Origin of the sequence: Mycobacterium sp. GA-0227b, from assembly GCF_001499855.1 — a bacterium.
GTDB lineage: Bacteria > Actinomycetota > Actinomycetes > Mycobacteriales > Mycobacteriaceae > Mycobacterium.
Genome location: NZ_LQIK01000002.1, coordinates 128,340 through 140,342, shown reverse-complemented (window position 1 = coordinate 140,342; position 12,003 = coordinate 128,340). Strand labels below are relative to the sequence as shown.

Here is a 12,003-nt window from a genome sequence, read left to right as displayed (position 1 = left end):
TTCTCAACGCGCTGGTTTCGGGCACGACGGGTGGGTGCCTGCGGTGACCAGATCGGCGACGACGCTGCGCGGATCACCGCTGGTGACCAGCCCCTCGCCGACGAGTACAGCGTCAGCGCCCGCACCGGCGTAGGCCAGCAGATCGGCGGTGCCGCGAATCCCCGACTCCGCGATACGGATGACGTCGGTCGGCAGTCCCGGCGCAATGCGCGCGAAGCAATCCCGGTCGACGTTCAGCGTCTTGAGATCGCGGGCGTTCACACCGATCACGGTGGCGCCGGCCGACAGTGCGCGGTCGGCCTCCTCCTCGGTGTGGACCTCGACCAACGCGGTCATCCCCAGCGACTCGGTCCGCTCGAGCAGCGATTCGAGCACCGGTTGCTCCAGCGCCGCGACGATCAGCAGCAGCATGTCGGCACCGTGCGCCCTGGCTTCGTGGATCTGGTACGGCCGGATGATGAAATCCTTGCGCAGCACCGGTATTGACACCGCGGCGCGCACCGCGTCGAGATCCTCGAGCGAGCCGTTGAACCGACGCTGTTCGGTCAGCACGCTGATGATGCGCGCCCCGCCGCTCTCGTAGGCGCCGGCCAGTTCCGCGGGATCCGAGATCGGCGCCAGCGCGCCACGCGACGGGCTGGCCCGCTTCACTTCGGCGATCACCGCGATGCCCGGCGCGCGCAGTGCGGCCATCACGTCCAGCGGCGGTGCTGCATCCTTGGCCTTGGCCTTGATTTCGGCGAGCGGGATGGCGGCTTCACGGGCGGCGACGTCGGCGCGGACTCCCTCGATGATCGAGTCGAGCACGGTTGCCGAACTCATGAGTGCCGCTTCCCTTCCCCCGACAACGCCGAACGATCTTCAACCACGAAGGGTAGCCGCCACCGCACCACCGGTGATCACCGGCCCTTGTTGTCCGGATCGGCGGGGTCGCGGGTCGGATCGGAGCCCTCGTCGAGGGCGTCCCAGATCGCGCGTTCGGACATCTCCTCAGCGGATTCCTCGGGCTGTTCGACGCGTCGCGCGTACCGGGCCGCACCGGAGCGCTCGCTGCTGGCAGACCGCATCAACAGCACCGCGCACGCGAGCGCCAGCACCGCCGCGACCACCGTGACCACCGCCCCGGCGTAGTGGCGCTGCGTGTCGACCAGGTCTGCAACGGGTGCCTCCGCGATGTGCGAGGCCCGCACGGCGACGTCGGCGATCACCCACAGGCTGACCGCGAGGTAGGCGGCTCCGGCGCTGGCCGCCGCGACCAGCACGGCCAGCACCCGCAGCGGCCACCCGCGCACCGCCAATGCGGCGATCGCGGCGGCCAGCAGCAGCACCGCAAGCGGCACCAGCGCCGTCGACCACGTGCCGCCGGACAGCGCGACGGTTCTCGGCTGGCCGAGACCGTCGAACGACGTCACCTCCACCCAGGTCAACCGCGACGCCACCCACAGGCCCGCAGCGGCGAGCACCAGGCCGAGCTGGGCGGCCCTGATCACGGCTCGGTCAGGGTTTCGGCGGCGGCGATCGCGTTGAGCACCGCACGGGCCTTGTTGGCCGCCTCGGTGTACTCGTAGGGGCCGTTGGAGTCCGCGACGACGCCGCCGCCCGCCTGCACGTACGCGGTGCCGTTGCGCATCAGCGCGGTGCGGATGGCGATCGCGAAATCGGCGTTGCCCGCGAAGTCCAGATAGCCGAGCACGCCGCCGTAGAGTCCACGACGGGTCTTCTCGACCTCCTCGATCAGCTGCATCGCTCGCACCTTCGGCGCGCCCGACAACGTGCCCGCGGGGAAACAGGCGGTCACCGCGTCCAGCGCGGTCTTGTCCTCGGCCAGGTCGCCGTGCACCGTCGACACGATGTGCATCACGTGGCTGTACCGCTCGATGTGGCTGTAGTCCTCGACCCGCACCGTCCCGGGCCGGCAAACCCGGCCCAGATCGTTGCGCCCGAGATCGACGAGCATCAGATGCTCGGCCCGCTCTTTCTCGTCGTGCAGCAGCTCCTTCTCCAGCAGCAGGTCTTCCTCATCGGTCTGGCCGCGCCAGCGGGTGCCCGCGATCGGATGCGTCGACGCACGCCCGTCCTTGACCGTCACCAGCGCTTCGGGGCTGGAGCCGACAACCGAGAAGTCCAGTCCCCCAGCCGCATTGGGCACATTGAGCAGATACATGTACGGGCTCGGATTGGACACCCGCAGCATTCGGTACACGTCAAGCGGATCGGCGTCGGTGTCCATCTCGAAACGCTGCGACGGCACCACCTGAAAGGCCTCCCCGGCCTCGATGTCGCGCACCAGCTTGTCGACGATGGCGCCGTACTCCTCCAGCGTGCGCTGGGCGCAATGCAATGGCTCGGGTCTGGTGAACGTCGCCACCGACGACGGGAGGTGCTCGCCGAGCGCCGCGGTCATCACGTCGAGCCGGGCCACGGCGTCGTCGTACGCCCAGTCGACTCGTTCGTCGGTGCCGTTCCAGTTCACGGCGTTGGCGATCAGGGTGATGGTGCCCTCGTGGTGGTCGACGGCGGCGACGTCGGTGGCCAGCAGCAGCAGCATGTCCGGCAGGCCGAGGTCGTCGACGGTCAGCGACGGGAGCTTCTCCAGCCGCCGGACCATGTCGTAGGCGAAGAACCCGACCAGCCCGCTCGACAACGGCGGCAGGCCGGGCAGCGGCTCGGTTCTCAGCAGCTCCAGCGTCGCGCGCAGGGCCTGCAGCGGCTCACCGCCCTGCGGCGCATCCTTCGGCGTGGTGCCCAACCAGACGGCCTCGCCGTCGCGCACCGTCAACGCCGACGGCGCTCCCGCGCCGATGAACGACCAGCGCGACCACGAGCGACCGTTCTCGGCCGACTCCAGCAGAAACGTCCCGGGCCGATTGGCGGCCAGCTTGCGATACGCCGACAGCGGGGTCTCGCTGTCGGCGAGCACCTTGCGGGTCACCGGCACCACGCGGTGCTCGGCGGCCAGTGCCCGGAAGTCCTCGCGCGAAGTCGTCACAGCGAGGCTGGCGGTGGTCTGCACGGGTCAAGTGTCCCAGACGCGCGCCAGTGCGGAGGACGACGCAGGCGTCAGTGGGCTGGTCAGTACCACCGGCGACTGCGCCATGAACCGCGGCTTGGTGCCCCGGTGCTCGTCGGCGGCATGCACGGTGAACGGGTGCAGCACGTACATGTCGCCCGGCTCACCCGTCGCGTGAATCACGGGCCGAGCCGCGCTCGCCGCGTCGACGATGCGGCCCATCTCGGCGAGCTCGACCGGCTCAGGGCCGAGCACATGCGCCACGTCCCGATGCGAGCCCACTCTGATCCGCGTCGGCGCGTCGTCCGGACCCACGTCGGAGAGCAGCGTGAGCACCAGGACAGTGTGCGGGCGTCCTGTGACCGTCCATGTGCCGTCGGGTCGTGGCGTGTTGGCGTCGATGTGCCAACCGCGGTCGTCGGCGGGTGGGGAGACAGGAAACCGGACCGGGATGTTGCCGAGCGATCCGCGCGGCGACCATCCGCCGGCACCGCAGATGCGATCCAGCGCCGCGGCGAGTGTCGGGCTTCGTGCCAACTCGCCGAACGGACCCGCGCCGGTCATGTCGCCGGCCCAGTAGACCGGCTCGGCCCAGTTGTCGGGCTCGTCGGGCGACAGTCCAAGCTGTTGCCACAGCGCGCCCCGCGCCGCGTCGGCGACACCGCGGGGGGCTGCTCGTTCGAGCTTCACAAAGCCGTCGCAGAGAAACGCGCCGAGATCCACCATCGGCCCGAGGCTCTCATGGAAACACGCTCCCGCACCAACGATTTTCATGCGGCGTAGCCTGGCCCCCATGAAAACGGGTGACCGAGTTGCCGAGTTCGAACTGCAGGACCAGACGGGCACGCTGCGAAGCCTCACGGAGTTGCTCGCCGACGGGCCGATCGTGCTGTTCTTCTACCCCGCCGCGATGACGCCGGGTTGCACCAAGGAGGCGTGTCACTTCCGCGATCTCGCGGCGGAATTCGCCGCGGTCGGGGCGAGCCGGGTCGGCATCAGCACCGACGCAGTCGACAAGCAGGCGAAGTTCGCCGACAAGGAGCGGTTCGACTATCCGCTGCTGTCCGACGCCGACGGCGCCGTCGCGACGCAGTTCGGGGTCAAGCGAGGCCTGTTGGGCAGGTTCATGCCGGTGAAGCGGACCACCTTCGTCATCGACACCGACCGCACCGTGCTGGCCGTGATCGCCTCGGAGATCAGCATGGACAGCCACGCCGACAAGGCCCTCGACGTGTTGCGGCAACGACAGTCGGCGTGACCCCGGTTCTGGAGCTTGCCGATGTGACGTTCCGTCGCGAGGGTAAGCAGATCATCGACGGTATCTCGCTGACCGTGAATGCCGGCGAGCACTGGGCGTTGCTGGGTCCCAACGGCGCAGGCAAGAGCACGCTGCTGGGGTTCTGCGCCGCAGTGCAATTCCCGACGACCGGCACCGTGCGGATCCTCGGGCGGCAGATGGGCCGCGTCGACCTCGCGCAACTGCGGCATTCCATCGGCCACGTGAATCCCCGCCACCGGCTGCAGTATTCCCTCACAGTCCGCGAGGTAGTGCTGACCGGTATCACCGCGACGATCGACCTGCCGATGCGGTGGACCCCCACTGACGAGGAGCGCGACCGCGCCGACGCGATGCTGACGGCGGTGGGCCTGTCGCACAAGGCCGACGCCGTATGGCCGACGCTTTCGCAGGGCGAGCGGGGCAGGACTCTGATTGCGCGGGCACTGATTTCGGATCCTCGGCTGCTGTTGCTCGACGAGCCCAGCACCGGACTCGACGTCGCCGCGCGCGAACAACTGCTCGAGACAATGGATTCGCTCGACGACACCCACCCCGAGGTGGCGTCGATCCTGGTGACCCACCACCTCGAGGAACTGCCCACCACGACGACGCATGCGCTGCTCATCGCCGAGGGCCGCACCGTGGCCAGCGGTCCGGCCCGCCAGACGGTGACCACCGACAACGTCACCGAGGCATTCGCGCATCCGGTGACGGTCACCTACCACGACGGCCGGTGGGGCGCCCGCGCCAAGGCCACTCGGATCATCGACGTCTAAGACGTCAGGTGTTCGGCGAACCAGTCGCCGGCAAGGGCGGCCACGCGCTCCAGCGCCCCCGGCTCCTCGAACAGGTGTGTGGCGCCCGGAATCACGACGATGCGGTGCGGGCCGGCCAGTTCGCGACTGGCCTGCTCATTGGCCGCCATGATCCTGGTGTCGCGCTCACCGACGAGCATCAGTGTCGGCGCCGTCACATCGCGCAGCGCGTCGCCGGCCAGATCTGGGCGGCCGCCCCGGGACACGACCGCACGCACCGATTCGTCGCCCGCCGCGGCGATGATCGCGGCCGCGGCACCGGTGCTCGCGCCGAACAGCCCTACCGGCAGGCCCCGCACCGCGTCGTGCGCGCGCATGCGGTCGAGAGCCGACAGCACCCGGTCGGCGAGCAGACCGACGTCGAACCGGAGTTCGCCGGTGCGCAAATCGGTCTGCTCTTCCTCCTCGGTCAGCAGGTCGATCAGCAGCGTGGCGAACCCCTTGTCCCGCAGCACCTGTGCAACCAACCGGTTGCGCGGACTGAACCGCGAACTCCCGGTCCCGTGCGCAAACACGACGAGTCCGGCGGCGTTCGCGGGCACTTCGAGGTCGCCGAGCAACTCGGCCATACCTGGGGATTGACACCCGACGGTGCCCACCAAACATCGCCTACTGTGCAGCCAAGACGGTCGAGCTTTCCTGCGGGCTACCACCGAGTCCGGATTTCTGCGACTTGGCGGTGCTGGCCGAGACACTGGGCTATTCGCGAGTGTGGATCTTCGACTTCGCGCCGTTGTGGGAGGACCCGTTCGTCCACCTGACGCTGGCCGCACGGCGGACGTCACGTGTCGGCCTGGGTACCGCGGTGTTGATTCCGACCGAACGATCCGAGATGGCGACGGCGTCCGCGAGCTGAAGGCGCTCGCTGCTGCCTGCAGCTAAGGCGCTGCGGGCCCGATGAAGTCGACACCTGCGCGAATCGCGGGGCGGTGCCGCAGAATCCGGTAATGCGCCAACCGGCCCAGGCCTTTGGTGGTCATCAATCTCGCGCCCGGCCATGACTCGACGACCCGCTCACTCGTCTCGTAGGGCGTGTCCGGGTCGTCGGGATCATGGATGACCAACAATGGCGGATAACCCGTGCGGGCACCGACGACGGTCATGTTGGTCTCGTACAGCGCCATCTCGATGCGGCGTTCCAGCCGCCGGTGCAGGCCGGCACGGATGCGCGGGCCGAAGCCGTGACGCTTGGCGAAAAAATCCAGATAGAGCGGGAATTCGCCCATCGGCGCGAAATAGACCAGCCGCTCGACTTTCGCGCCGTAAGCGATCGCGAACGTGGTTGCGTTCGCGCCGAGCGAATGGGCGACGACAGCGCGTGCCGCGCCGTGTTCGCGGATCATCGCCTCGACCGCTTTCGCGCACTCGATGGCCGTCGTGCGACCGGGTTTGAGCGCCCCCGCGTCGGACTCGTTGTGGCTGGGCAGGTCGAACGCGATCACCCGATGACCGGAATCGACGAGCGGTTTGATGAACATGCCCAGGTGTGGGCGCCGCCCGCCCCAGCCGTGCACGAGATACACCGGCGGGCCCTCACCCCACGATTCCCCCACGACCCGATGGCCGTCCCAAAACGCTTCCAGTGGCTCGCCCAGCGCGACGCCGGGCGGCATTTTCAGGTTCGACTCCATGACCGGCGGCGTGCACCACAGCTCGACCGCCCACCGTGACCCGATACCGGGGGCGAAGCGCTCCAGCCACCAGAACGCTCGACGCACCCGCGGGTCGACGGGCGGCTCGATTCCCGACCCCTCGATCTCGACGGGGACCGCCCGATCTACTTCGGTCACTCCGCCCCCAGCAGCAGGTCGGCGTCGAAGCAGGAGTGCTCGCCGGTGTGGCAGGCCGCGCCGACCTGGTCCACCTCCAGCAGCACGGTGTCGCCGTCGCAGTCCAGCCGCACCGAGTGCACGTACTGGGTGTGTCCCGACGTTTCGCCTTTCACCCAATGCTGTTGGCGCGACCGCGAATAGTAGGTCGCCCGACGTGTTTCCAGCGTGCGGGCCAACGCGATGTCGTCCATCCACGCCACCATCAGGACCTGTCCGGTGTCCCGCTCCTGCACGACCGCGGTGATCAATCCGTTGGCGTCGCGTTTGAGCCGCGAAGCGATGTCGGCGTCGAGAGTCATGGCCGTCCGTTCCTCGTGCGAGCGCTCATCACCGCACCACGATCCCTTCCGCGGCCATCGCCGCCTTCACCTGGCCGATGGTGAGCTCGCGGAAGTGGAACACGCTGGCGGCCAGCACGGCATCCGCTCCGGCGACGACGGCGGGCGCGAAATGTTCGGGCGCACCGGCGCCTCCGCTGGCGATCACCGGGACGTTGACGGCCCCGCGCACCGCCTCGATCATCGGCAGATCGAAACCCGCCTTGGTGCCGTCGAAGTCCATGGAGTTCAGCAGGATCTCGCCGACACCGAGTTCGGCTCCGCGGGTGGCCCACTCGACGGCGTCGATTCCGGTGCCACGCCGCCCGCCGTGTGTGGTGACCTCCCACCCCGACGGTGTCGGCTCCTGATCCTGCGGCACGGTGCGGGCGTCGACCGACAGCACGATGCACTGGGATCCGAATTGGCGCGCCAACTCGGCGAGCAGTTCGGGTCGGGCGATCGCCGCGGTGTTGACGGCGACTTTGTCCGCACCCGCGCGCAGCAGCACGTCGACATCGGCGACCGAGCGCACCCCGCCGCCGACCGTCAGCGGGATGAACACCTGCTCGGCGGTCCGCTTCACGACCTCCAGCATGGTGGCTCGCCCCGAGGAGGACGCGGTGACATCGAGGAACGTCAGTTCGTCGGCACCCTCAGCGTCGTAGGCCGCCGCCAACTCCACCGGATCGCCTGCGTCGCGGAGGTTTTCGAAGTTGACGCCCTTGACCACCCGGCCGTCGTCGACGTCCAGGCACGGGATGATCCGTACAGCCAGGTCCTTCGCGTCCATCAGAAGTCCCCGGGATCGCCGACCGCGCGCAGCAGATCCAGCAGCTGGCCGTGCACGCCGGGCACGCCGGCGAGCACCGATGGCGAGTTCACGGTCCAGTCGGCGCCGGCGAGGTCGGTCACGACTCCACCGGCTGCGCGGATCAACGCCACACCCGCGGCGTGGTCCCACACGTGGCCACCGAAACTGATTGCCCCGCCGAGAATTCCAGCCGCCGTGTAAGCGAGGTCGATGCCCGTGGCACCGTGCATGCGCATCCGCGAGCATTTGCGGCTCAGGCTCTCGATGACCGCCAGTCGGTAGCGCCCGGGCACCCTGCCGCGGGAGTCGACGTTGAACGTGCTGACCCCGACGACCGAGTCCGACAGGTCCGCGGGTTTCAAGGCGGATTGCTCGACACCGTTGCTGCGCAACGGTCCACCGACGACCCCGGTGAACCGCTCACCGGTGAACGGCACCCACGTCAATCCGGCGACCGGTTCCCCGTCGCGCAACAGGCCGAGCAGTATCGCGGCCATCGGCGAGCCCGCGGCATAATTGAATGTGCCGTCGATCGGGTCGAGCACCCACACCAGCGGCGAATTCAGGTCCGCGCCGCCGAACTCCTCACCGTGTACCTCGATTCCGGTGCGGCTGGTGAGTGCCTCGACCACCTGGCGTTCGATCGCGAGGTCCACCTCGGTGGCGAAGTCGTTGCCCTTCTTCTGCACGGCCGAATCGGCGCGGTGCCCCTCGATGAACGGTTTGGCGGCGTCTTCGAGGATCTGCGCGGCCTCGGCGACCAATGCGTCGAGATCGGCCACGTTCAGCGCCATCTACCGCTCCACCGCGGCCAACGCTTCCGGCAGCGTGAATCGACCGGCGTACAACGCTTTTCCGACGATCGCGCCCTCGACACCGCGGTCGGTCAGCGTGGCGATCGCCCGCAGGTCGTCGAGGCTCGACACCCCGCCGGACGCGATCACCGGTGCGTTCGTACGTTCGCTCACCTTCGAGAGCAGTTCGAGGTTCGGCCCGTTGAGGGTGCCGTCCTTGGTGACGTCGGTGACGACGAAACGCGAACAGCCTTCCCGGTCAAGCCGTTCCAGCACCTCCCACAGGTCGCCTCCGTCTGTCTCCCAGCCGCGGCCGCGGAGTCGGAATCCGCCGCCAGGCATGGAGGGGTCGATCTTCACGTCCAGCCCGACCGCCACCTTCTCGCCGTGCTCGGCGATCGCCCTGGCGCACCACTCGGGGTTCTCCAGCGCCGCGGTGCCGAGGTTCACCCGGGCGCAGCCGGTCGCCAGCGCCGCCGACAGCGAGTCGTCATCGCGGATTCCGCCGGACAACTCGACGGCCACGTCCAATTTGCCGACCACCTCGGCGAGCAGCTCGCGGTTGCTGCCCCGGCCGAACGCGGCGTCGAGGTCGACGAGGTGGATCCACTCCGCGCCGTCGCGCTGCCAGGTCAGCGCCGCCTCCAGCGCCGAGCCGTACTCGGTCTCGCTGCCGGCCCGGCCTTGCACCAGACGCACAGCGCGGCCTTCGACCACGTCGACGGCGGGAAGAAGAATCAATCGCTCCGGCACGTCGGTCAACCTAATGCCTTCACCCAGTTGGCGAGCAACGCGGCACCCGCGTCGCCACTCTTCTCCGGGTGGAACTGCGTCGCCGACAGCGGCCCGTCCTCGACCGCGGCCAGGAACGGCACATGGTGGGTCGCCCACGTCAGCTTCGCCGCCGGGTCGCCCTCCCACTGCTGGGCGGCATACGAATGCACGAAGTAGAACCGCGTGTCCGGGTCCATTCCGGCGAACAGCGTGCTGCCTTGGGGCGTGTCGACGACATTCCAGCCCATGTGCGGGATCACCGGCGCATCGAGTCGCACCACGGCGCCCGGCCACTGACCGCAACCGGTGGTCTCCACACCGAATTCCACGCCGCGGGCGAACAGAATCTGCATGCCGACGCAGACGCCGAGCACGGGACGGCCCGCGGCCACCCGGTCGGCGATCAGCTTCGGCCCGTCGATCTTGCGCAGACCCGCCATGCACGCCTCGAACGCGCCGACCCCGGGGACCACGAGGCCGTCGGCGTTCATCGCGGCATCGGCATCGTCGGTCACGGTGACGTCGGCGCCGACTCGCTCCAGCGCGCGTTGGGCCGACCGCAGGTTCCCCGAGCCGTAGTCCAGGATGACGACTTTCGGCGAAATCCCCGTCACAGCGTGCCTTTCGTCGACGGCACGCCGCTGACCCGCGGGTCGTACTCGACGGCCTGTCGCAGTGCGCGGGCGACGGCCTTGTACTGAGCTTCGGTGATGTGGTGCGGGTCGCGACCGTAGAGGGTGCGCACGTGCAGGGCGATGCGCGCGTTCATCGCCAGCGACTCGAACACGTGCCGGTTGACGACGGTGTGGTACGGCGCCTGTGAGCCGGCGATCGTGAAGCGCAGCATGTGATCCGGTTCGCCGCTGTGCACGCAGTACGGCCGGCCCGACACGTCGACCGCGGCGTGCGCGAGCGTCTCGTCCATCGGGATCCACGCGTCGCCGAACCGGCGGATGCCCTTCTTGTCGCCCAGCGCCTGCCCCAACGCCTGCCCCAGCACGATCGCGGTGTCCTCGATCGTGTGGTGGCCCTCGATCTCGATGTCACCCTTGGCGCGCACCGTCAGGTCGAAGCTCGCGTGACTGCCCAGCGCGGTGAGCATGTGGTCGAAGAACGGCACACCGGTGTCGACGTGCACCCGGCCGGTGCCGTCGAGGTCGAGTTCGACGACGATGTCGGACTCCTTGGTCTTGCGTTCGATTTTCGAGCGACGCTGTGCGGGTTGGGGTTGAGTCACGATGCTCCTACAGGGGTCAGTTCTGTCGCGGCCAGGTGAGCGCTGGCGGCCAGCAGCGCGTCGTTCTCTTCGGCCAAACCGGTGGTGGCGCGCAGATAACCGGGGATACCGACGTCGCGGATCAGGATGCCCGCCTCGAGGTAGCGCCGCCACGTGGCGGGCGCATCGGCGAATTCGCCGAACAGCACGAAGTTGGCGTCGCTGTCGATCACCCGAAACCCCATGTCCGACAACTCCGCTGAGACGCGGTTACGTTCGGCGATGAGGGTGGCGACGCTGCCGAGCGTGTCATCGGCATGGCGCAGCGCGGCACGCGCGGCGGCCTGGGTCACCGACGACAGGTGGTATGGCAACCGGACCAGTAGCATCGCCTCGACCACCGCGGGCGCGGCGATCAGATAACCCAGCCGGCCGCCGGCGAATGCGAACGCCTTGCTCATCGTGCGGGTGACGACGAGCTTGGTCGGGTACTGCTCGATCAGGTGCACCGCGCTTGGCTGCGACGAGAACTCGCCATACGCCTCGTCGACGATGAGGATGCCGCTGCGCATGGCGTCGAGCAGCCGACGTAGCTCGTCGAGCGGAACGCTCTGTCCCGACGGGTTGTTCGGGCTTGCGACGAACACGATGTCGGGGCTGCGCTCGGTGACGGCCGCGACGGCGACGTCGATGTCGATGCCGAAGTCGTCGGCCCGGTTGGCCACCAGCCATGCGGTCTGGGTGCCGTCGGCGATGATCGGGTGCATCGAGTAGGAGGGCACGAACCCGATCGCGCTGCGGCCGGGCCCGCCGAAGGCCTGCAGGAGTTGCTGCAGTATTTCATTGGAACCGTTTGCCGCCCAGACATTTTCGACACCAATACGGGTTCGGGTCTGCGCCGACAGGTAGGTCGCCAGGTCGGTGCGCAGCGCCACCGCGTCGCGGTCCGGGTAGCGGTGCAGGTCGCCGGCGACCGCAGCGACCGACGCCGTCACGTCGTCGATGAGCGCCTGCGTCGGCGGGTGCGGGTTCTCGTTTGTGTTCAGCCGCACCGGGACGTCCAATTGCGGTGCACCGTAAGGCGATTTGCCGCGCAAGTCCGCACGCAACGGAAGATCGTCGAGCGTCACACCGGCACCGGGCAAGTCAGTG

At 68.8% G+C, this 12,003-nt stretch carries 16 protein-coding genes; 3 read left to right on the top strand and 13 right to left on the bottom strand.

Annotation, left to right across the window (positions count from 1 at the left end):
- Positions 1-3: 3 nt before the first annotated feature.
- From trpC to AU185_RS03330, 4 genes are all read right to left on the bottom strand, one after another.
- Positions 4-822: an indole-3-glycerol phosphate synthase TrpC gene (gene trpC, locus AU185_RS03345; RefSeq protein WP_059100079.1), complete on the bottom strand. Its 819-nt coding sequence runs from the start codon at positions 820-822 to the stop codon at positions 4-6.
- A 77-nt stretch (positions 823-899) separates the two neighbouring features.
- The gene (locus tag AU185_RS03340; RefSeq protein ID WP_059100078.1) at positions 900-1,490 is read right to left on the bottom strand and encodes a TIGR02234 family membrane protein; all 591 of its coding nucleotides are present in this window, start codon (positions 1,488-1,490) and stop codon (positions 900-902) included.
- On the bottom strand, positions 1,487-3,013 hold the full coding sequence (locus AU185_RS03335) for an anthranilate synthase component I (RefSeq protein ID WP_059100077.1): 1,527 nt from the start codon (positions 3,011-3,013) through the stop codon (positions 1,487-1,489). Before AU185_RS03335 ends, AU185_RS03340 begins: the two co-directional genes overlap by 4 nt.
- A gap of 3 nt (positions 3,014-3,016) precedes the next feature.
- Positions 3,017-3,736: a phytanoyl-CoA dioxygenase family protein gene (locus AU185_RS03330; RefSeq protein WP_059100076.1), complete on the bottom strand. Its 720-nt coding sequence runs from the start codon at positions 3,734-3,736 to the stop codon at positions 3,017-3,019.
- A 67-nt stretch (positions 3,737-3,803) separates the two neighbouring features.
- Here AU185_RS03330 and AU185_RS03325 point away from each other — a divergent pair, with 67 nt between their 5' ends.
- Positions 3,804-4,268 carry a peroxiredoxin gene (locus tag AU185_RS03325; RefSeq protein ID WP_059100075.1) on the top strand — a complete coding sequence of 155 codons (465 nt, stop codon included), beginning with the start codon at positions 3,804-3,806 and terminating at the stop codon, positions 4,266-4,268.
- Positions 4,265-5,065, top strand: a complete 801-nt coding sequence (locus AU185_RS03320) for an ABC transporter ATP-binding protein (protein WP_059100074.1) — start codon at positions 4,265-4,267, stop codon at positions 5,063-5,065. Before AU185_RS03325 ends, AU185_RS03320 begins: the two co-directional genes overlap by 4 nt.
- Here AU185_RS03320 and AU185_RS03315 read toward each other — a convergent pair.
- A complete protein-coding gene (locus tag AU185_RS03315; RefSeq protein WP_059100073.1) occupies positions 5,062-5,673 on the bottom strand; it encodes a dienelactone hydrolase family protein in 612 nt (203 codons plus the stop codon). The genes AU185_RS03320 and AU185_RS03315 overlap by 4 nt on opposite strands.
- A 104-nt stretch (positions 5,674-5,777) precedes the next feature.
- On the opposite strand from AU185_RS03315, the gene AU185_RS03310 reads away from it, so the two are divergent.
- Entirely contained in the window at positions 5,778-5,960 is a 183-nt protein-coding gene (locus tag AU185_RS03310) for an LLM class flavin-dependent oxidoreductase (RefSeq protein WP_059100072.1), read from the top strand.
- A 22-nt stretch (positions 5,961-5,982) separates the two neighbouring features.
- On the opposite strand, the gene AU185_RS03305 is transcribed toward AU185_RS03310, so the two are convergent.
- From AU185_RS03305 to AU185_RS03270, 8 genes are read right to left on the bottom strand one after another with little or no spacing between them, the layout of a single operon-like run.
- A complete protein-coding gene (locus AU185_RS03305; protein WP_156425377.1) occupies positions 5,983-6,894 on the bottom strand; it encodes an alpha/beta fold hydrolase in 912 nt (303 codons plus the stop codon).
- Positions 6,891-7,235: a phosphoribosyl-AMP cyclohydrolase gene (gene hisI / locus AU185_RS03300; RefSeq protein ID WP_059100071.1), complete on the bottom strand. Its 345-nt coding sequence runs from the start codon at positions 7,233-7,235 to the stop codon at positions 6,891-6,893. The genes AU185_RS03305 and hisI overlap by 4 nt, the downstream gene beginning before the upstream one ends.
- 28 nt (positions 7,236-7,263) lie before the next feature.
- The gene (gene hisF / locus AU185_RS03295; protein WP_059100070.1) at positions 7,264-8,046 is read right to left on the bottom strand and encodes an imidazole glycerol phosphate synthase subunit HisF; all 783 of its coding nucleotides are present in this window, start codon (positions 8,044-8,046) and stop codon (positions 7,264-7,266) included.
- Positions 8,046-8,861 (bottom strand): inositol monophosphatase family protein, encoded by an 816-nt coding sequence (locus AU185_RS03290; RefSeq protein WP_059100069.1) that lies wholly within the window; start codon positions 8,859-8,861, stop codon positions 8,046-8,048. Before AU185_RS03290 ends, hisF begins: the two co-directional genes overlap by 1 nt.
- Positions 8,862-9,614 (bottom strand): bifunctional 1-(5-phosphoribosyl)-5-((5-phosphoribosylamino)methylideneamino)imidazole-4-carboxamide isomerase/phosphoribosylanthranilate isomerase PriA, encoded by a 753-nt coding sequence (gene priA / locus AU185_RS03285; RefSeq protein ID WP_082683717.1) that lies wholly within the window; start codon positions 9,612-9,614, stop codon positions 8,862-8,864.
- A gap of 5 nt (positions 9,615-9,619) precedes the next feature.
- Positions 9,620-10,240: an imidazole glycerol phosphate synthase subunit HisH gene (gene hisH / locus AU185_RS03280; RefSeq protein ID WP_059100185.1), complete on the bottom strand. Its 621-nt coding sequence runs from the start codon at positions 10,238-10,240 to the stop codon at positions 9,620-9,622.
- A gap of 5 nt (positions 10,241-10,245) precedes the next feature.
- Positions 10,246-10,872, bottom strand: a complete 627-nt coding sequence (gene hisB, locus AU185_RS03275) for an imidazoleglycerol-phosphate dehydratase HisB (protein WP_059100068.1) — start codon at positions 10,870-10,872, stop codon at positions 10,246-10,248.
- On the bottom strand, positions 10,869-11,996 hold the full coding sequence (locus AU185_RS03270) for a histidinol-phosphate transaminase (protein WP_059100184.1): 1,128 nt from the start codon (positions 11,994-11,996) through the stop codon (positions 10,869-10,871). Before AU185_RS03270 ends, hisB begins: the two co-directional genes overlap by 4 nt.
- Between the last annotated feature and the right edge of the window lie 7 nt (positions 11,997-12,003).

Excerpts from the sequence above, each read along its gene's own strand:
- hisI (WP_059100071.1), bottom strand. The coding sequence starts at position 7,235 with ATGACTCTCGACGCCGACATCGCTTCGCGGCTCAAACGCGACGCCAAC.
- AU185_RS03315 (WP_059100073.1), bottom strand. The coding sequence starts at position 5,673 with ATGGCCGAGTTGCTCGGCGACCTCGAAGTGCCCGCGAACGCCGCCGGA.
- trpC (WP_059100079.1), bottom strand. The coding sequence starts at position 822 with ATGAGTTCGGCAACCGTGCTCGACTCGATCATCGAGGGAGTCCGCGCC.
- hisF (WP_059100070.1), bottom strand. The coding sequence starts at position 8,046 with ATGGACGCGAAGGACCTGGCTGTACGGATCATCCCGTGCCTGGACGTC.
- AU185_RS03330 (WP_059100076.1), bottom strand. The coding sequence starts at position 3,736 with ATGGTGGATCTCGGCGCGTTTCTCTGCGACGGCTTTGTGAAGCTCGAA.
- AU185_RS03325 (WP_059100075.1), top strand. The coding sequence starts at position 3,804 with ATGAAAACGGGTGACCGAGTTGCCGAGTTCGAACTGCAGGACCAGACG.
- AU185_RS03290 (WP_059100069.1), bottom strand. The coding sequence starts at position 8,861 with ATGGCGCTGAACGTGGCCGATCTCGACGCATTGGTCGCCGAGGCCGCG.